Origin of the sequence: Dermacoccus sp. BD5 (genome assembly GCF_044878485.1) — a bacterium.
Taxonomy (GTDB): Bacteria; Actinomycetota; Actinomycetes; order Actinomycetales; family Dermatophilaceae; genus Dermacoccus; species Dermacoccus nishinomiyaensis.
On sequence record NZ_JANJER010000001.1, the window covers coordinates 298,188 to 316,803 of the forward strand.

Sequence of the window (18,616 nt, forward strand, 5' to 3'; positions counted from 1 at the left end):
GCCTCAGCCCTCGGAGGGCAGCGTGCCGTCCCGCTCGTACTTCTCGACCATCGCGAGGCGGCGCGCGTGACGCTCGACGCCCGCGTACGGCGTCTCGATGAAGGTGCGGGCGATCTGCTTGGCCTCGTCGATCGAGACGAAGCGACCACCGATCGACAGGATCTGCGCACCGTTGTGCTCGCGTGCGAGAGAAGCGAACTCGGGCGTCAGGCACAGCGCGGCACGGATGCCCTTGACCTTGTTCGCCGCCATCTGCTCGCCGTTGCCGGAACCGCCGAGAACGATGCCGAGCGAGCCCTCGTCGTCACGCACGCCCTCGGCGGCACGCAGGACGTAGACCGGGTAGTCGTCCTCGGCGTCGTACTCGCTCGGGCCGTGGTTGATGACCTCGTGACCCTGCTCGGTCAGGTAGGTCAGCAGGGCCTGCTGGGTCTCGAAAGCTGCGTGGTCGCCACCGATGTGAATGCGCATGTGTGCTCGTCCTTGTCGCGAAGATATGGCCTGAGGGGCAGTGGTGGTGCGGAGGGTCAGCTGAAGTCGGGGCCGACGTCGCGGCTGCGCTTGAGTTCGTAGAAACCGGGCGTGCCCGCGACGAGGAGGCAGCCGTCCCACAGGCGCCCGGCGTCCTCACCCTTGGGCGCCGGCGTCACGACCGGGCCGAAGAACGCGGTGCCGCCGAACGCGACGACGGGGGTGCCGACGTCCGTGCCGACGAGGTCGGTCGCGCGCTTGTGCGCGGCCCGCAGGGCGACGTCGACATCGTCGCCGGGCACGTTGGTCGCCGCGTCGACGAGCTCCGTCTCGAGACCGCACTCGGCGAGCGACTCCACGAGCACGCGCCGCACGCTCTCGGCGTCACGCGGGTCGGCGCCGCCGGGGTGGAAGCGGGTGCCGATCGCGTCGTAGAGCGGCTTGACGACGTCGTCGCCGTGCGCCTGTTGCGCCGCGATGACGAGGCGTACGGGCGCCCACGCCTGTTCGAGGAAGGCCCGGTGATCATCGGGCAGGTCGCGGCCCTCGTTGAGGACGGCGAGGCTCATGACGCGCCAGGTGACGCGCACGTCACGCACCTTCTCGACCTCCATGAGCCAGCGGGACGTCATCCACGCCCACGGGCACATCGGGTCGAAGAACATCTCGACGGTAGGGGCGGCGGACTCGGGCTGATTTTCGCTCACCGCCCCATCCTGCCACCTCGAGCGCCCGTGCAAGGATGGGCAGCACCGCCCGAACGGCTGTGGCGCACACCAGTTCGCGCACCGCCGTTCCTCAACCCTGCTGGAAGGACACCACTGACGTGAACGGGGCCAACCTCACCCGCGACGACGCGCAGACCCGCGGCGAGAACATCACCGTCGACTCCTACGCCGTCACCCTCGACCTCACCACCGGCCCGACGACGTTCGCGACGTCGAGCGTCGTGCGCTTCAGCGCGCAGCCCGGCAGCGAGACGTGGCTCGACTTCCTGGGCGAATCCGTCAGCCGCGTCGTCGTCAACGGCGAGGAGCGTGACGTCGACTGGAACGGCGCACGCATCAGTCTCACCGGTCTCGCCGCCGAGAACGAGGTGCGCGTCGACGCCGTCGGCGTCTACATGAACACCGGTGAGGGCCTGCACCGCTTCGTCGACCCCGCCGACGACGAGGTCTACCTCTACTCGCAGTTCGAGGTGCCGGACGCGCGACGCATGTACCCCGTCTTCGAACAGCCCGACCTCAAGGCGACGTTCCAGTTCACCGTCACGGCGCCCGCGCGCTGGCAGGTGCTGTCGAACGAGACGACGCCGGAGCCGAAGCCCGCGACGCAGACCTACACGGGTCCGAACGGGGTGAGCGAGCCGGCCGCGACGTGGGAGTTCGCCCCCACCGCCCGCATCTCCTGCTACATCACCGCGCTCGTCGCGGGCCCCTACGAGGCGTACCGCGACAGCGTCGAGACGCGCGCCGGTACCATCCCTCTCGGCGTCTTCTGCCGCAAGTCGCTCGCGCCGCACATGGACGCCGACGAGATCTTCGACATCACCAAGCGTGGCTTCGCGTTCTTCGAGAACGAGTTCGACCAGCCCTACCCGTTCACCAAGTACGACCAGATCTTCACGCCGGAATACAACGCGGGCGCGATGGAGAACGTCGGCTGCGTGACGTTCTCCGAGATCTACGTCTTCCGCGCCAAGGTCTCGGAAGCCGTCGTCGAGCGCCGTGCGCTGACGGTGCTGCACGAGCTCGCGCACATGTGGTTCGGCGACCTCGTCACGATGAAGTGGTGGAACGACCTGTGGCTCAACGAGTCGTTCGCCGAGTGGGCTTCGACGACGGCGCAGGCCGAGGCGACGCGCTGGGAGTCGGCGTGGACGACGTTCGGCACGTCCGAGAAGGCGTGGGCCTACCGTCAGGACCAGCTGAGCTCGACGCACCCCATCGTCGCCCCGATCCGCGACCTGGCCGACGTCGAGGTCAACTTCGACGGCATCACGTACGCCAAGGGCGCCTCGGTGCTCAAGCAGCTCGTCGCCTACGTCGGGCGTGAGCCGTTCACCGCTGGTCTGCGCGCTTACTTCGCGCGCTATGCGTGGCAGAACACGACGCTGCCGCAGCTGCTCGCCGAGCTCGAGACGACGAGCGGACGCGACCTCACGCAGTGGTCGAAGCTGTGGCTCGAGACCGCCGGCGTCAACACGCTGCGCCCGATCGTCGAGACCGACGACGACGGCCGCATGACGAGCGTCGTCATCGAGCAGAGCGCCGCCGACGACTACCCGACGCTGCGTCCGCACCGCCTCGCCGTCGGCTGCTACACGCTGCGTGACGGCGCCCTGACGCGCACCGCGCGCGTCGAGCTCGACGTCGACGGTGAGCGCACCGAGGTGAGCGAGCTCGTCGGCACGCCGCAACCCGACCTGCTGCTCGTCAACGACGACGACCTCGCCTACGCGAAGATCCGTCTCGATGCGCGCAGCCTCGCCACGGCCATCGCCCACCCGCGCGCGTTCACGGATTCGCTGCCGCGCGCCCTCGTGCTCGGCGCCGCCTGGGACATGACGCGCGATGCGGAGATGTCGGCGCGCGACTTCATCGACATGGCCCTCGCGACGCTGCCGGGCGAGAGTGACTCGACGCTGCTGCGCACCCTGCTCGGGCAGCTGACGACCGCCGCGCGCACGTACACGGCATCGGAGCACCGCGACGACGTCGTCGCCCTCGTGGCCCGCACTCTGCGCGGTCTGCTGCGCTCGGCCGAGCCCGGCTCCGATGCGCAGCTCCAGCTCGCGCAGGCGTTCACGTCGTTCGCCGCGAGCGCCGACGACCTCGCGTTCGTCCGCGGCCTGTTCGAGGGCTCGTCCGTGCTCGACGGTCTCGCCCTCGACACCGAGATGCGCTGGACGCTGCTCACGAGCCTCGTCGCCGGTGGCGTGCTCGGCGAGCCCGAGATCGCGGCCGAACTCGAGCAGGACAACACCGCGACCGGCGCTGAGCGCGCCGCGCGTGCCCGGGCGGCGATCCCGACGGCCGAGGCGAAGGCCGCGGCGTGGGCGTCCGTCGTCGACTCCGACGCGCTCGCGAACCAGACGATCGCCGAGACCGCCGCGGGCTTCGGGCACGTGCACGACGAGGCACTGCTCGAGCCGTACGTCGAGCGCTACTTCGAGATGGCCGAGGGCTACTGGGCCTCGCGCACGCACCACATCGCGGAGCTGACGATCGGGTCGTTCTTCCCGTTCACCCTCGCCGGGCCGCAGCTGCTCGCGCAGGCCAACACCTGGCTCGACGCCCACCGTGACGCCCCGGCCGGTCTCGTGCGCACCGTTGCCGAGAACCGCGACACCGTGGCGCGCGCCGTCGAGGCTCAGCGCTTCGACGCACAGGCGGCGCGACAGCACGGCTGAGCCCGCCGCGACGGGCGGTGATGCGCGCGAGCCGTGAGTGCTCGTGCTTCCCCCGCATCGTGTGTGCCACCGCGACGCAGCTGCGCCGGCGGCAGTGATCGCGCAGAGCCCGGGGAGCCTGGGCTCTGCGAGACTCTCGCTTCACGTGGGGCGGCAGCGAATCGGCCCACGTCGGTCGTTCGAGACGAGCTGGGCGCGGGTGATTGGATGACGGCATGTCATCGATTCCCCTGAGCCTCGCCCCGCTGCGCACGTCGACGATGAGCGATCTGTGGCACCACGTCGGTGGCACTCCGGTGCAGGTGGTCATCATCGTCGTCGCGGCCGTCGCGGTGCGTTGGCTCGCCCACCGCGCGATCTCGCGGGCCGTCGAGGCGATGATCGCCCGCCCCCGCTCGACGCGTTCTGGGCAGGACGAGACACGTGGGGCCATTGACGAGGCCGGTCAGCAGACGGGCGCCGCCACCCCTTCCGCCCAGGCGCCAGAAGGCGCGGGCGACGCTGCGGGAGAGGCGGAAGGCGCTGCGGGGAGCACCGCCGTCAGCGCGGGCGACCTGCTCGCTCCGACCCGCGCCCGGTTGCGTGCCGCCGCAGGTCTCGACGACGAGCGTCGCCGTCAGCGCGCCGCGACGATGGGGTCATTGCTGCGCTCGATCACGACGGTGGCAGTCGTCGTCGTCGCGACGCTGACGATCGCCGCGCAGTGCGGCATCCAGCTCGGCCCGATCATGGCGAGCGCCGGAGTCGCGGGCGTCGCGCTCGGCTTCGGCGCGCAGTCGCTCGTCAAGGACTACCTGTCGGGCATCTTCATGATCTTCGAGGATCAGTACGGCGTCGGTGACGTCATCGACACCGGCGAGGCGATCGGAACCGTCGAGGAGGTGACGCTGCGCATCACGCGGCTGCGCGACGCGAACGGTGTCGTCTGGTACGTCCGAAACGGTGAGATCGTGCGCGTCGCCAACCGTTCGCAGGGGTGGTCGACGTCGCTCGTCGACATCCCGGTCGCCTACGACTCGGACATCCACACCGTCACCCATGTGCTCGAGGGCGTCGTCGACGCGCTCGGGGCCGACCCCGAGTGGAGCGAGAAGCTGATCGAGCGCCCGAACGTCGCGGGTGTCGAATCGGTGGCGGGCGGCACCATGACGTTCCGCATCATCGCGAAGACGGCGCCGAACGAGAACTTCGGCGTGAGCCGCGAACTGCGCCGACGCAGCGTCATCGCGCTCGAGGACGCAGGCGTCAAGGGCCCGCCGGCCCAGCCGTTCGCCGCCGTCAACACCGCCCTGCCGAAATGAGGCCGACCTCGGCACCGATGAAGGGACCTCCGGCCACGCGACGGCCGTGGCGCGCGGGTGAAAGACTGGACACATGAGTGAGCCGACGCTGTACGACCGCATGGGCGGCCACGCCACGTTCCACCGTCTCGTCGAGGTGTTTTACGACGGCGTGGCGCAGGACGCGACGCTGCGAGCGATGTACCCCGAGGCCGATCTCGAGCCCGCGAAGCGCCGTTTCGAGATGTTCCTCGAACAGTACTGGGGCGGCCCGACGACGTACTCGGCCGAGCGCGGCCACCCGCGCCTTCGGATGCGACACATGCCGTTCGCCGTCACCCCCGAGCAGCGCGACCGCTGGCTGACGCACATCATGGCGGCGTGCGACGACGTCGCCCTGGAACCGGAGCTCGACCGCCTGCTGCGCGACTACCTCGTGCGCGCGGCCTACAGCCTCGTCAACACCCCCGCGCCGGAGCCGGAGCACCCGGTTCGCTGACGCGCCGCCGTCACCGAGTCGAACGGCTCGGGCAGCGATGGGCCTGTCGAGCCCCTCTCGGCCGCGGGTGATGCGGACGGTTTCGTCCCAGCGCCCGTGGTTGGCAGACTGGGGCGGTGAGTGAACAGACTTCGTGGATCAAGCAGACCTCAGCGACGCACGTCGGCCACGGCGGCCAGGAATGGTGGCGTACGTCCGCCGTCTACCAGGTGTATCCGCGCTCGTGGGCCGATTCGAACGGTGACGGTGTCGGCGACCTGCCCGGCATCACCGCCAAGCTGCCCTACCTGCGCGACCTCGGCGTCGACGCGCTGTGGATCTCGCCGTTCTACACCTCCCCGATGGCCGACGCGGGCTACGACGTCGCCGACTACCGCGACATCGACCCGCTGTTCGGCACCCTCGCCGACGCCGACAAGCTGATCGCCCGCGCGCACGAGCTCGACCTGCGCGTCATCGTCGACCTCGTGCCGAACCACTCCTCCGACGAGCACGAGTGGTTCAAGGCGGCCCTCGCGGCCGGCCCTGGTTCGCCGGAGCGCGAGCGCTACCTGTTCCGCGACGGCAAGGGCGAGAACGGTGAACTGCCGCCGAACGACTGGCAGGCGATCTTCGGCGGCAACGCGTGGACGCGCGTCAGCGACGCCGACGGCAACCCCGAGCAGTGGTACCTGCACCTGTTCGACCCCAAGCAGCCCGACTTCAACTGGAACAACCCCGAGGTCCGCGACGAGTTCGTCTCGATCCTGACGTTCTGGCTCGACCGCGGTGTCGACGGCTTCCGCGTCGACGTCGCGCACAGCCTGATCAAGGCCGACGGGCTGCCCGATCACGCGGCGCACGCGCAGATGGCCGGCACCGGCGATGCGAGCCACGACAACGGCGGCCCGATGTGGGATCAGGAGGGCGTGCACGAGATCTACCGCGCGTGGCGTGAGTTGCTCGACTCCTACAACCCGCGCGACGCCGACGGTTACGACTCCGCCGCGGACCGCGCGATGTGCGCCGAGGCGTGGGTCAGCCCGCCCGAGCGCCTCGCCCGCTACGTGCGCCCGGACGAGTTCCACCAGGCGTTCAACTTCGCCTTCCTCGAGACACCGTGGCGTGCCGCCGACCTGCACGAGAGCATCACGTCGTCGTACCGCTCGAACGACTCCGTCGGCGCACCGACGACGTGGGTCCTGAGCAACCACGACGTCGTGCGTCACGCAACGCGTCTTGCGCTGCCCGTCGGGCAGCCGCGCCCCAACGGCATCCGCGCCGAGGACCCGCAGCCCGACGCGGCACTCGGCCTGCGTCGCGCCCTCGCGGCGACGGCACTCGAGCTGGCACTGCCCGGCGGCGCCTACCTGTACCAGGGTGAGGAACTCGGCCTGCCCGACCACACGACGATGCCCGACGAGGCGCGTCAGGACCCGACGTGGGAGCGCTCCGAGCACACCGAGGCCGGCCGTGACGGCTGCCGCGTGCCGATGCCGTGGGTCAAGGACGCGCCGTCGTTCGGGTTCGGCCCGTCGGAGGCGACGTGGCTGCCGCAGCCCGAGGTCTACGGTGACCTCGCCGTCGACCAGCAGGACGGCGTGGCCGGTTCGACGCTCGAGTTCTACCGCCGCATGCTGCGCGAGCGTCACGCCCGCGAACTGGGCTCTGGCTCGCTCACGTGGGTCGAGGGCGCCGGCGACGACGTCGTGGCGTTCGTCAACAGCCGTGACGGCCACGAGGACCTGTGGGTCGTCACGAACTTCGGTGAGCCGGTCGCCCTGCCCGACGACGCGTTCGTCGTCCTGAGCAGCGGTGACGCCGACAGCCTCACCGTCGAACGCGACGTCACGGTCTGGTTCACGCGAGCCTGATCGAGGCCCACCCGGTCGCAGCGCGACGCGATGATGGCGGGTAACTCACGCGTAGGCGCGTCACGAGGCGCCTACCCGTGAGTTACCCGCCATCGTGCGTCGACGGTAGCCGGAGCTGTCGTGGGTGCGTCCTGGCGTGACGCGTGCTTGGCGCACGGTCACTCCCCCGGGTAGACCACCCCGAGCTGACGGCGGATCTCGTCCATGAGACCCATGACGCGCAACGTCTCGGCGTGTGGCATGAGGGGCGACTCGCGGCGGCCGTCGCTGATGCAGCGGGCCACCTCGACGGCCTCGAAGTGCAGCGCGTGCAGGTCGTCGGCACCGTCGAAGGTGTCGAGCACCTCGCCGTCGTTGCTGACGAGACGCACCTGCGTCGGGAAATAGAACCACCCGTCGAGTTCGAGGCGCCCTTCGGTGCCGGCGACGACGGCGGTGTTGGGCGTCTGCGTCGCCATCGTCGTGCCGAGACCGGCGATGGAACCACCGCCGCGCAGGGTGATCGTCTCGCATTCGTCGACGCCCTGCGGCGTGAGGATGCCGGTGGCGACGACGTCGTCGACCTGCGGCATGAGCATTGCCGCGAAGCTGAGCGGGTAGATACCGAGGTCGAGGAGCGCACCGCCGGCGAGGGCGGGATCGGACAGGCGCTGGGGCCCCTCCGGGTAGAGCGCCTGACCGTGGTCAGCGGCGATCCAGCGCACGTCACCGATGAGGCCGGCGTCGATGGCCTGACGGATCACGTCGTAGTGCGGCAGGAAGCGCGACCACATGGCTTCCATGACGAACACGCCGGCGCGCTCCGCCGCTTCGAGCACCTCCCGAGCCTCGGCGGCGTTGCGCGCGAATGCCTTCTCGACGAGGACGTGCTTGCCCGCCTCGATGGCGAGCAGTGCGTGGTCGCGGTGCTCGCTGTGCGGTGAGGCGACGTACACGACGTCGACGTCGTCATCAGCAACGAGTTCGCCGTAGGATCCGTAGGCCGTTGCGCCGGAAGCGAATTCGTCGACGAACTCTTGCGCACGCTGAACATTTCGAGAACCGACGGCGACGATGCCTTGCGACGTCCGCGCCGTGAGCGCTTGCGCGAACGTGCGGGCGATGCCACCGGGCGCGATGATGCCCCAGCGCAGGCTCGGCGCGTCCATGGGGTCGAGGGTGCGTGGCTGCGGTAGTGAACGGTGCGTCATGGTCACGACCATAACCGCGCAGGCACCCATCGTTCGGCTCGGCGGGCTCGCGTGCACGGCGCCGGATGCCCGACCGCTCAGGTGCGGACGATTTCGACGGTGACGCATCGCACCCGAACGCGCGCCGCCAGGTGCGCACCCCGCGTCAGCGACGTCGCGCACCCCAGCCGATCGGCACGCTCGCGGTCCGAGCGACGAGCGACATCCCCCGCCCGCGCGGCCCACCCTTGAGGTGCGCAAACCCGCGTCAACGACGCCGCGCCCCCCGAACCGTCAGCGCACGAGAACGTGCCCGACGTCTGTCGAGACGCGATGCCAGCGGGCCGTGCCATACACCGTCGCGACGTCACCGACGGCGAATCCGAGCGCGTACAGCCCGAGCGCGGCCCCGGCGGGCAGCCCGTCGGCGCCGCCGAGATCACCCTCGATCGGGCGGTTCCAGACGCGTTCACGGAGCTGTTCGACGGCTGCGGCACCGGCGCCCTCGGGAGTTCCGGTGGCGACCTCCTCGATGCCGACGCGCGCGACGTGCACGAGACCGTCGACGGGCAGGCGCGCCAGCGGCGACCATCCGCTGCGCGGGGGCGTGACAGCAGCCCAGGACGTGCGCACCGTCATCGGCGGGATCTCGAGCGTGAAGGCGCCATCGGATTCGTCGACGACCTGGGGGCTTGCACCGGGCGCGGCGTTCGCGACCGCACCACGCGGCGAACCGCTGCGAGCCAGACGATCGGCGACCGCCGCCAATGGGACGACGACGTCGACCGGCTCGTCGACGGCGCGCGCGAGCGGCAGCACCCGCAACCCTATGACGGTGCCCTCCCCCATGAGTCCGCGGCCCTTGCGCACGCCGACCCACGCGGCGAGCGTCGCTCCACTCGCCTGGAGGCGGATCGCGCCGTCGGCGTCGAGCGTGCGCGCGCGGGCGACGTACGTCGTCAGGTCTGCGGCGACCTGGGCGTCCGCGAGCTCCAACCCGTCGCTCACGCCGAGGCCTCGCGGCGCTTCTCGGCAGCGCGGTGGCGGAACGGCACGGGCGGGCCGACGAAGCGTCGCAGCTGTGTCTTGTCGTGCTCCTCGAGCCGACGCGGCCGCTCGGTCTGGAAGTCGTAACCGACGAGCGTCGTCTCCGCGAGCGCGTACGTCGTCGAACCGTGCCCCCCGTCGCGCACCTCGTACCCGACGTCGTACGCCGCGCCGCCGAGGTGCGTGATCCACATGGCGACCTCGATCGGCTCGATGCGGAACAGCAACGGCGCCCGGTACTCGATCTCGTGACGCGCGACGATGATGCCCTCGCCGACGACGGAACGCTCACGACCGAACCACTGCGCGAACGCGAGGATGCGGGCGTCCTCGAGCAGACGCAGGAACTGGACGTTGTTGACGTGGCCGTAGGCGTCCATGTCCGACCACCGCAGCGGAACGGGCACGACGGAGGCATAGTCGGGCGCGTAGGTCATGGTGGTCATTATCCCCCGCGCCCAGGCCCCATCACCAACCGACGGCGGTGTCATGTCACGCGGTTGCGCGCGGGAGGCGCCGTTCATGGGTAGCCTCGCCTCGTGACTTCCCTCGTTTCGATCGAACCGTCCGACGACCCGGTCGGCGACCTGCTGAACATCCTCGACGTCCGCCCGGTGGGCAGTGCGACGATCTCCGCGTCCTTCGACGAGGACGGTGAGCGCCGCGTCGACCTCGGTCAGAGCGCCGCGGACCTGTTCGTCGGCGAATCGCAGCCGCAGCCGCACGGGCGCATCTTCGGCGGGCAGGTTCTCGCGCAGTGCATCGTCGCGGCCGGCCGCACCGTCGGTGAGATCAAGCCCGGGGTGCCGCGCCACATCCACTCCCTGCACGGGTACTTCCTGCGCCCGGGGGACGCTGCGCAGCCGGTGCGTTTCGCCGTCGAGCGACTACGTGACGGTGGGTCGTTCTCCGCGCGGCGCGTGCACGCGATCCAGAACGGCGCGCCGATCCTCAGCGTCATCATGAGCTTCCAGGAGGACGCCGGCGGCATCGACCACCAGGTGACGATGCCGGACGTGCCGGCCCCCGAGTCGCTGCCCACGACCGCGGACATCGTCGGCGACATCGATCACCCGATGGCGCAGCACTGGGCGCGCGGACGCGCTGTCGACGTTCGACACGTCGAGGGCGGGCTCTATCTCGCGCCGGCGGACGAACGTCAGCCGTTCCAGAACCTGTGGATGCGCACACTGCGTGAGGTGCCGAACGACCCGCTGCTCAGCGCTGCGATCCTCGCGTACGCCTCCGACTACTCGATGCTCGAGGCGGCGATGCGCGCCAACGGCATCGCCTGGTCGTCACCCGGCTACCGCGCTGCGAGCCTCGATCACGCGATGTGGTTCCACCGGCCCGTGGACCTGACGCAGTGGATCCTGTTCGCGCAGGAATCACCCTCGACGTCGGGTGGGCGCGGCCTCGGCGTGGGGCGCATGTTCACCGAGGACGGCACCCTCGTCGCCACCGTCGCGCAGGAGGGCATGATGCGCCTCAAGGACGCCCCCCGCCCCTGACCTCGCGTACCGCAATCCCCTGCACGACTGCGATTCCCGTCCCCATCTGCGATGTTCGTGCCCATCCGCGATTCTTGGTCACATCAGTCGGGCTGTGATGCATGGGCGCTACGTTGAGGGGCATGACTGATTTCGACGCTGACATCACGCTGACCGGGTCCTTGGTGCGGTTGGAGCCCTTGACGCTCGAGCATCATGACGGCCTCGTGGCCGCCGTCAACGACGGCGAGATGTGGACGCGCTGGTACACGAGCGTTCCGCGCGCTGACGGTGTGCGCGCGATGATCGAGCAGCGCCTCGCATGGCGCGAGTCGGGGTTCATGGTGCCGTTCGTCGCGGTGCGGCTGGCGGACGAGCAGGTGTTGGGGTGCACGACGTTCTACGACATCGTCGACGCGGTGCCGCGCGTGTCGATCGGCTACACGTGGAACCGCGCGTCGACGCACGGCACGGGCACGAACGCGGAGAGCAAGTTGTTGCTCATGACGTACGCCTTCGAGACGGTCGGGGTCGAGTGCGTGCGGTACGAGACGAGCTGGATGAACCAGCAGTCACAGGCCGCGATCGAGCGTCTCGGTGCCAGGCGTGACGGCGTGTTGCGCGCCGATCGTCGCGAGGGCAACGGCGCATTGGGCGACAAGGTTGTCTATTCGATCCTTGCGCACGAGTGGCCGGCCTCGAAGGCTTCTCTCGAGGCGCGCCTCGCGAAACGGCGCTGACCCGTCAGCCCGACGGTCCGGATCCCCAGACCGCGGCACTGACTGCGCCGGCGATGCCGGCCGGGTCTGACGTCGCGGCGGCACCACGAGCACGCGTCATGACGCAGCCCTTCCCCGAGCCCAATCCGTCCCGCACCTCAAGACGCAGGGACAGCGGACAGTGACCCGGCGCACCATGGACTCTGGATGACAGCAACGCCCCTCACGAACACCGAGCGTGCGAGGTGTGAGTGAGAGGCGTTGCTGTCATCCAGCCCGAAGGCCTGTCGCACCGAGGTGGCGCGGCGATCCTGGGCGAGCCCGCGAGCTCAGGATCCGCGCCGCCCGGAAGACGGGTCGAGGGAGTATCAGTCGCGTGTCCTTACCGCGACTTCGTCAGCGCTTGCTGCGGCAGGATCCTCGCTTCGCTGCGGTCCTACCTTCGCGCGCTTGATCCTCAGTCGCGGGTCCTCACCGCGACTTCGTCAGCGCTTGCTGCGGCAGGATCCTCGCTTCGCTGCGGTCCTACCTTCGCGCGCTTGATCCTCAGTCGCGGGTGAGCCGGCGGTGTGTGACGCGGTGGGGGCGCGCTGCTTCGGCGCCGAGGCGTTCGATCTTGTTCTTCTCGTAGGCGTCGAAGTTTCCTTCGAACCAGTACCACGCGGCGGGGTTCTCGTCGGTGCCTTCGTAGGCGAGGATGTGCGTCGCGACGCGGTCGAGGAACCAGCGGTCGTGGCTGATGACGACGGCGCAGCCGGGGAAGCTGAGCAGCGCGTTCTCGAGGGATCCGAGGGTTTCGACGTCGAGGTCGTTGGTCGGTTCGTCGAGCAGCAGCAGGTTGCCGCCCTGCTTGAGGGTGAGGGCGAGGTTGAGGCGGTTGCGTTCACCACCGGACAGGACGCCGGCCTTCTTCTGCTGGTCGGGGCCCTTGAACCCGAACTGCGAGACGTAGGCGCGTGCGGGGATCTCGACCTGGCCGACCTGGATGTGGTCGTTTCCTTCGGAGACGACCTCGAACAGAGTTGATTCGGGGTCGATGCCGGCGCGGTTCTGGTCGACGTAGCTGATGTTGACCGTCTCACCGATCTTCACGGTGCCGGCGTCTGGCTCTTCGAAGCCGACGATCGTCTTGAACAGGGTCGTCTTGCCGACGCCGTTGGGGCCGATGACGCCGACGATGCCGTTGCGCGGCAGCGTGAACGACAGCCCGTCGATGAGGACGCGGTCGCCGAAGCCCTTCTTGAGGTCGTTGACCTCGATGACCTGCGCGCCGAGGCGCGGGCCCGGCGGGATCTGGATCTCCTCGAAGTCGAGCTTGCGGGTGCGCTCGGCTTCGGCGGCCATCTCCTCGTAGCGCGCGAGGCGTGCCTTCGACTTCGTCTGGCGGGCCTTCGCGTTGGAGCGGACCCACTCGAGTTCTTCCTTGAGGCGCTTGGCGAGCTTCGCGTCCTTCTTGCCCTGGACGGTGAGGCGCTCCTGCTTCTTCTCGAGGTACGTCGAGTAGTTACCCTCGTAGGGGTACAGACGACCGCGGTCGACCTCGCAGATCCAGCCGGCGATGTTGTCGAGGAAGTACCTGTCGTGGGTGACGGCGAGGACGGCGCCCGGGTAGCTCGCAAGGTGCTGTTCGAGCCAGAGGACGGATTCGGCGTCGAGGTGGTTGGTGGGCTCGTCGAGCAGGAGCAGGTCGGGCTTCTGCAGCAGCAGCTTGCACAACGCGACGCGGCGCTTCTCACCACCGGAGAGGACGGAGACATCGGCGTCACCGGGCGGGCAGCGCAGGGCGTCCATGGCCTGCTCGAGCTGGGAGTCGATGTCCCACGCATCGGCCGCGTCGATCTTCTCCTGGAGCTTGCCCATCTCCTCCATGAGGGCGTCGAAGTCGGCGTCGGGTTCGCCCATCTCGGCGGAGATCTCGTTGAACCGGTCGAGGTCGACCTTGATCTGGCCGAGGCCTTCCTCGACGTTGCCGCGCACGTCCTTCTCCTCGTTGAGCGGCGGCTCCTGCAGCAGGATGCCGACGCTGTAGCCCGGGGACAGGCGTGCCTCGCCGTTGCTGGGCTGGTCGAGCCCCGCCATGATCTTGAGGATGGTGGACTTGCCGGCGCCGTTGGGGCCGACGACGCCGATCTTGGCGCCGGGGTAGAACGACATCGACACGTCGTCGAGGATCACCTTGTCGCCAACGGCCTTGCGCGCCTTGGTCATGGTGTAGATGAACTCAGCCATGCGCCCGAGGCTATCGGTTGCAAGCCGTTCGACGCGACTTTCCGCGGCGCGTGCGGGGCCCGACGTCCGCCCGGCCGGGCGGTGACGTGCTCACCGTCCGGCCGGCCTCGCCGTCTCAGGCGTCGACGAGCGCGCGGCGCCCCTCGGTGGCTTCCTCGTCGGACGCGGGTTCGATGCGGCCGAACTGCTCGTTCTCCACCGTGCGCGTCACCTCCGTGACGATGTCGTCGACGAGGCGGTCGGAGCTCGGGATGACGGGGTCGGAGCACTTCGTGAACGACGTCTGCCCGAACTTGTGGGAGGCGCCGATGTCGTGCGCGTCGATCTGCACGCTCATGCGCTGCGAGCCGTCCTGCGCGACGTACTGACTGAGCCGCAGCCGACCCGAGACCATGACGTGCTGACCCTTCGCGAGCGAGTGATAAGCGTTGCCCGCGAGCGTGCGGAACGCCGTCACGCTGAAGAACTGCGACGCACCGTCGCTCCACGTGTTCTCCTGCGCGTTCCAGCGGCGCTCGTTGACCGCCATCCGGAACGCGAGGAACGCATCCCCTGTCTTCGTCTGGCGCAGCACCGGGTCGGTGACGACGGTGCCGCTGATGTCGATCGCTACCTCGTTCATGGTGGTTCCTCCACTGCGGCCGCGGCCGCGTCAGGCGTCGCGCCGGCCACCTCGGCCGGTCGTGATCCCGACGCTAGGCAGGTTCGTCCGCCCCGCGCGTCCCACCGTCACCGATGCTGTGGATAGGCCCTCCCGAGCGCTGCCTGGAGGGCAGATTCACAGCTGGCACGCCTCGCCTGGGGACGGCCGCGACGCAGCGTCACCATCCCCAGCCCGGAGCCGAACCACGGTGCCCCCGCGCCTGACCCACGGCCGTACCGTCCGCAGAGCCCCCACCCACCAGCACCGCAACCATCGCCCGCGGCTCAGGCCGACGCCTGCCCGAGCGCCCGTGCCGTGTCGTCGTGGCGCCTCACGACCGCCTCGACGGGCGCGATGATGCGCTCCGACGCCACCTGCGCGATGGCCTCGTCGAGGCGCTCCTGCGCATCCTGACGTGCGCGTCGGGCTCCCGTCCGAGCGAGGGTCCGCGTGAGGACCGTGAGCAACAACCCCGCGAGCAACCCGCCGGCGAGCATGACGAGCGGGATGGGCAGCCAGTCACCCGCCATCGTCGGGACGCCCACGTGGATCTGCATCGTGCCGAGCAGCGCGAGCACGATCAACCACGCGGCCCCGGCCAGCGCGACACCGGCGAAGGCCCACTGCAGCGCCGACGCCGCGGCCCACCAACCCGGGAAGCGTCCGCGCAACGGCGTGCGCAGCACGGCCTGGTCGAGCGCGTCGGCCATGGCGCCGTCACGCCCCGTCGCGGCGCTGCGCACCTCGTCTGCCCAGGGGTCCGGCAGGCCGTCCGCAGCCTTCTCCCCGAGACGCCTCGTCGCGAGGTCGACCGCAGCGCGCGCGGCCGGCGTCGCGGGAGGCAGCGACGACTTGCCGAGCACGACGCGCCGATCACCGCGGCTCATGCCGTCGGACACCTGCTTGTCGAGCCCGAGCCGCGCGAGCGGCCGCGCCTTGAGCTTCTGCGACCATCGCGTGAACGGCCATCCGGTGCGCCGTGCCGCCTCTGTGCGGTAGTCGCGCTCGACGGCGTCGAGCACCACCCCCACACCGGCCGACTGCGCGAGGGCGGAGACGACCTCGGCGTTCGTCCCACTCGTGCGATGCTCGCGCACCGCTCCGACGTGCGAGCTGAGCCGCTGGGCCTGATGCCGCAGATCGCCCGCGAGGCGCCGATCGGCGGCATTCTTGGCCTGCACGACGTACGCGAGAGCGTCGACGAGGGTCGTCACACCGCCGTCGACGACCGTCGAGGTGGGCAGCACGAGCGCGTCCGTCAGCCCGTCCTCGACGAGGAGGCGACTCAGGTCGGCGAGGCAGCTGTCGGTCCCCTCCGGCGTCAACCGATCGGCCTGGTTGAGCACGACGATCGACGTCGCCTTCGCGACCGCGAGCTGACGGACGTACTGCTCGTGCAGCACCGCGTCGGCGTACTTCTGCGGGTCGGTGACCCACACGAACAGATCGCACAGCTCGAGCACGCGATCGGCCTCCGCACGGTGCTCACGCACACGGGAGTCGAAGTCGGGAAGGTCGAGCAGGACGAGCCCGTCGAGCTCGGCATGGCGTGGCATCGCGGCGTGCACCTGATGGCGTGAAGGCACGTCGAGCCAGTCGAGCAACTCGCTCGGAACGCTCTCACCCCAGATCGCCGCGGCGGCCCGTGACGTCGTCGGGCGGCGCGCGCCGACCCGCGAGACGGGCTCGCCGACGAGCGCGTTGAACAGGCTCGACTTGCCGGAGCCGGTCGCCCCGGCGAGCGCGACGACGGTGTGGTTACCGCCGATCCGTGAGCGCTCGGCGACGCGCGCCAGCAGCTTGCGGGCGACGGCGACATCGTCCGCGGGCAAGGCGGGCCCACCGAGCGTCAGCGCGCGTTGCAGCGCGGCGGCGCGGCCGTCGACCTCCTCGCGCGTGATGGGGGCGACGACCTCGGCGCGTTCGCGCCGCTCGCGTCCGAACGGCTTCCAGCTCATCGCGCCTCCTCGACGTGGGTGAGCGCCGTCTCGATGCGAGCCGCCGCCTGCTTCGGCAAAGCCACCTCACCGAGCGCAGCGTCGTAGCGACGTTCCTCGGCGGCGAAGAGCGCCTCGACGCGCTCGATGAGCAGACCGCGGGCCGCCTTGGCGAGCGAGCGGACGGCCTGGTCGCCGAAGATCGCCTCGAGCAGGCGCTGCGCGAGCACGGACGAGCCGGCGGAGATGCCGACCTCAGCGCCAGTCAGGCCGCCGGTCGAGGCGAACGTCACGATCATGAGCAGCACGGCGATGCCGTTGACGCCGAACGCGAGAAAACGCGCCGTCGAGCGCTTCTCACCGGCTTCGGAGCGGACGAGCTCGAGCACGTCGCCCTGCCAGTCGCGCACGAGCCGCTCGATGTGGTCGGCCACCTGCGGACTGGCTGAGGTCAGCTCGGGGTGACGCGCCACGAGCGGTTTGCCCGCGTCGTCGAGGCGCCAACCGCGGCCGGCGTCGAGGGCTGCCGATTCAGCGTGTGAGGTGACCAGCTGCGCCACCCCGGACTGCAGCGCCTCCCCTAGATCCCTCGCGGGTGCGGCCTTCTCCGTCCGCGCGGTGAAAAGAGCGGAGACGCGGTCGCGCAGGCGGCTGACGCCGGCCTCGAACTGCTTGAACAGCTCACCCGTGCCGACGAACTCCTGCCACCGCGCGAGCACCTCGCCGCGCAGCAGCGTGCCGTCCTCAAGACCTTCGGCCACCTCCTGCAGGTGCTCGCGATAGGCCTCGTGGGCCACGTCGCTCAGCCGGGCGTGGGCCTCCTCCTGGGCCCGCGCCGCCGCGATGCTCGCCCGTGCCCGCGGCGCCAGCGAGTCGAGGGCGCCGTCGAGGGTACGGCGGATGACGGCCTGCCGCGACATCGCGTCACTCGCGAGCGAGTTGAGCCACTCGGTGATGCGCGCGACTTCGGCCTGCGGCAGCATGCCGAAGTCGTCGAGCGGCGATTCGGCGACCGCGAACACCGGCGCACGGCCCAGCCCCTGCGCGGCGAGCATGCGCGCGAGGTCGGCCTGCACCTCGTCGATCGCCTCGCGCGGCACCCGGTCGAGGACGACGGCGACGGACGTCCCGCGCTCCGTGGCCTGCTCGAGCATCTCCCACGGCACCGCGTCGGCGTAGCGCACCGCGGTCGTGACGAACAGCCACAGGTCGGCGGCCGACAGCAGCTGTCGGGCCAGGTCGCGGTTCGCGGAGACGACGGAGTCGATGTCGGGGGCGTCGAGCAGCGCCAGTCCGCGCGGCACGGACGCCGACGCGACGAGCCGCAGCGACGACGGGTCGTCACCCTGCGTCGCACTGCCGGTCAGGCGTGACAGGCCGGGCAGCACCCGCTCGTCGATGAACCAGTGCGTGTCGCTCGGGTGGTGGATGAGAACCGACGCGCGCGTCGTCGGGCGCAGGACACCCGAGCGCGTCACCTGCTCGCGCACGATCGAGTTGACGAGCGTCGACTTGCCCGCACCCGTCGATCCACCGATGACGGCGAGCAGCGGCGCGTCGAGCGATTCGAGGCGGGGCATGACGTAGTCGTCGAGTTGCGCGACGAGCTCGTGCTGCGAGCGCCGAGCGACCGCCGCGTCAGCCGTCTCGAACGGGAGGACGTTGGCCGCGACGGCGGCACGCAGCTCACCGACTGCTGCGTGCAGCCGGGCGGCGTTGAAGGGTTCGTTCACCCTGTCAGTCTTGCCGGTGCGCGCGTGCGGCTCAACTCGCTCGGCGCATCGACCGTTCCCGGATGCCATGACGGCGCTGTGGCATCAACGCCTGATGCCCTGCCGACCAAGTCGCCATCCCGCGCGCTGCTACC

The 18,616-nt window shown here is 70.2% G+C and carries 15 protein-coding genes; 6 read left to right on the top strand and 9 right to left on the bottom strand.

Going from position 1 to position 18,616, the window contains the following annotated elements:
- Nucleotides 1-3: 3 nt before the first annotated feature.
- Entirely contained in the window at nucleotides 4-471 is a 468-nt protein-coding gene (locus NQ706_RS01235) for a ribose-5-phosphate isomerase (RefSeq protein WP_038567531.1), read from the bottom strand.
- A gap of 56 nt (nucleotides 472-527) precedes the next feature.
- On the bottom strand, nucleotides 528-1,178 hold the full coding sequence (locus NQ706_RS01240) for a DsbA family protein (RefSeq protein WP_038567529.1): 651 nt from the start codon (nucleotides 1,176-1,178) through the stop codon (nucleotides 528-530).
- Nucleotides 1,179-1,297: 119 nt separating this feature from the next.
- On the opposite strand from NQ706_RS01240, the gene pepN reads away from it, so the two are divergent.
- The 4 genes from pepN to NQ706_RS01260 all read left to right on the top strand — a co-directional run bounded on the left by pepN (nucleotide 1,298) and on the right by NQ706_RS01260 (nucleotide 7,515).
- Nucleotides 1,298-3,883 carry an aminopeptidase N gene (pepN, locus tag NQ706_RS01245; RefSeq protein ID WP_038567527.1) on the top strand — a complete coding sequence of 862 codons (2,586 nt, stop codon included), beginning with the start codon at nucleotides 1,298-1,300 and terminating at the stop codon, nucleotides 3,881-3,883.
- Nucleotides 3,884-4,098: 215 nt separating this feature from the next.
- Complete coding sequence (locus NQ706_RS01250) at nucleotides 4,099-5,184, top strand: mechanosensitive ion channel family protein (protein ID WP_038567526.1); 1,086 nt, start codon at nucleotides 4,099-4,101, stop codon at nucleotides 5,182-5,184.
- Nucleotides 5,185-5,257: 73 nt separating this feature from the next.
- Nucleotides 5,258-5,662, top strand: a complete 405-nt coding sequence (locus NQ706_RS01255) for a globin (protein WP_038567524.1) — start codon at nucleotides 5,258-5,260, stop codon at nucleotides 5,660-5,662.
- A 116-nt stretch (nucleotides 5,663-5,778) separates the two neighbouring features.
- On the top strand, nucleotides 5,779-7,515 hold the full coding sequence (locus tag NQ706_RS01260) for a glycoside hydrolase family 13 protein (RefSeq protein ID WP_006945965.1): 1,737 nt from the start codon (nucleotides 5,779-5,781) through the stop codon (nucleotides 7,513-7,515).
- Between the two features lie 158 nt (nucleotides 7,516-7,673).
- On the opposite strand, the gene NQ706_RS01265 is transcribed toward NQ706_RS01260, so the two are convergent.
- From NQ706_RS01265 to NQ706_RS01275, 3 genes are all read right to left on the bottom strand, one after another.
- On the bottom strand, nucleotides 7,674-8,705 hold the full coding sequence (locus NQ706_RS01265) for a Gfo/Idh/MocA family protein (protein ID WP_038570591.1): 1,032 nt from the start codon (nucleotides 8,703-8,705) through the stop codon (nucleotides 7,674-7,676).
- Between the two features lie 273 nt (nucleotides 8,706-8,978).
- The gene (locus NQ706_RS01270) at nucleotides 8,979-9,692 is read right to left on the bottom strand and encodes a hypothetical protein (protein WP_038567519.1); all 714 of its coding nucleotides are present in this window, start codon (nucleotides 9,690-9,692) and stop codon (nucleotides 8,979-8,981) included.
- Nucleotides 9,689-10,168: a thioesterase family protein gene (locus tag NQ706_RS01275; RefSeq protein ID WP_038567517.1), complete on the bottom strand. Its 480-nt coding sequence runs from the start codon at nucleotides 10,166-10,168 to the stop codon at nucleotides 9,689-9,691. Before NQ706_RS01275 ends, NQ706_RS01270 begins: the two co-directional genes overlap by 4 nt.
- 102 nt (nucleotides 10,169-10,270) lie before the next feature.
- Between NQ706_RS01275 and NQ706_RS01280 the strand changes: the two genes are divergently transcribed.
- Nucleotides 10,271-11,242 carry an acyl-CoA thioesterase II gene (locus NQ706_RS01280; protein WP_038567515.1) on the top strand — a complete coding sequence of 324 codons (972 nt, stop codon included), beginning with the start codon at nucleotides 10,271-10,273 and terminating at the stop codon, nucleotides 11,240-11,242.
- Between the two features lie 122 nt (nucleotides 11,243-11,364).
- Nucleotides 11,365-11,961 (top strand): GNAT family N-acetyltransferase, encoded by a 597-nt coding sequence (locus tag NQ706_RS01285; RefSeq protein WP_038567512.1) that lies wholly within the window; start codon nucleotides 11,365-11,367, stop codon nucleotides 11,959-11,961.
- Nucleotides 11,962-12,486: 525 nt separating this feature from the next.
- On the opposite strand, the gene ettA is transcribed toward NQ706_RS01285, so the two are convergent.
- The 4 genes from ettA to NQ706_RS01305 all read right to left on the bottom strand — a co-directional run bounded on the left by ettA (nucleotide 12,487) and on the right by NQ706_RS01305 (nucleotide 18,482).
- The gene (ettA, locus tag NQ706_RS01290) at nucleotides 12,487-14,169 is read right to left on the bottom strand and encodes an energy-dependent translational throttle protein EttA (protein ID WP_006945958.1); all 1,683 of its coding nucleotides are present in this window, start codon (nucleotides 14,167-14,169) and stop codon (nucleotides 12,487-12,489) included.
- 115 nt (nucleotides 14,170-14,284) lie between these two features.
- Nucleotides 14,285-14,791, bottom strand: coding sequence for a single-stranded DNA-binding protein (locus tag NQ706_RS01295; RefSeq protein ID WP_051805752.1), 507 nt, complete (start codon nucleotides 14,789-14,791; stop codon nucleotides 14,285-14,287).
- 305 nt (nucleotides 14,792-15,096) lie between these two features.
- Nucleotides 15,097-16,770 carry a GTPase family protein gene (locus tag NQ706_RS01300; protein ID WP_051805750.1) on the bottom strand — a complete coding sequence of 558 codons (1,674 nt, stop codon included), beginning with the start codon at nucleotides 16,768-16,770 and terminating at the stop codon, nucleotides 15,097-15,099.
- The gene (locus tag NQ706_RS01305; RefSeq protein WP_038567510.1) at nucleotides 16,767-18,482 is read right to left on the bottom strand and encodes a dynamin family protein; all 1,716 of its coding nucleotides are present in this window, start codon (nucleotides 18,480-18,482) and stop codon (nucleotides 16,767-16,769) included. The genes NQ706_RS01300 and NQ706_RS01305 overlap by 4 nt, the downstream gene beginning before the upstream one ends.
- Nucleotides 18,483-18,616: the final 134 nt, after the last annotated feature.

What these genes read in the sequence shown, in the direction of transcription:
- NQ706_RS01300 (WP_051805750.1), bottom strand. Translation starts at nt 16,770, where the DNA reads ATGAGCTGGAAGCCGTTCGGACGCGAGCGGCGCGAACGCGCCGAGGTC.
- NQ706_RS01255 (WP_038567524.1), top strand. Translation starts at nt 5,258, where the DNA reads ATGAGTGAGCCGACGCTGTACGACCGCATGGGCGGCCACGCCACGTTC.
- ettA (WP_006945958.1), bottom strand. Translation starts at nt 14,169, where the DNA reads ATGGCTGAGTTCATCTACACCATGACCAAGGCGCGCAAGGCCGTTGGC.
- NQ706_RS01295 (WP_051805752.1), bottom strand. Translation starts at nt 14,791, where the DNA reads ATGAACGAGGTAGCGATCGACATCAGCGGCACCGTCGTCACCGACCCG.
- NQ706_RS01265 (WP_038570591.1), bottom strand. Translation starts at nt 8,705, where the DNA reads ATGACGCACCGTTCACTACCGCAGCCACGCACCCTCGACCCCATGGAC.
- NQ706_RS01250 (WP_038567526.1), top strand. Translation starts at nt 4,099, where the DNA reads ATGTCATCGATTCCCCTGAGCCTCGCCCCGCTGCGCACGTCGACGATG.
- NQ706_RS01285 (WP_038567512.1), top strand. Translation starts at nt 11,365, where the DNA reads ATGACTGATTTCGACGCTGACATCACGCTGACCGGGTCCTTGGTGCGG.
- NQ706_RS01275 (WP_038567517.1), bottom strand. Translation starts at nt 10,168, where the DNA reads ATGACCTACGCGCCCGACTATGCCTCCGTCGTGCCCGTTCCGCTGCGG.
- NQ706_RS01235 (WP_038567531.1), bottom strand. Translation starts at nt 471, where the DNA reads ATGCGCATTCACATCGGTGGCGACCACGCAGCTTTCGAGACCCAGCAG.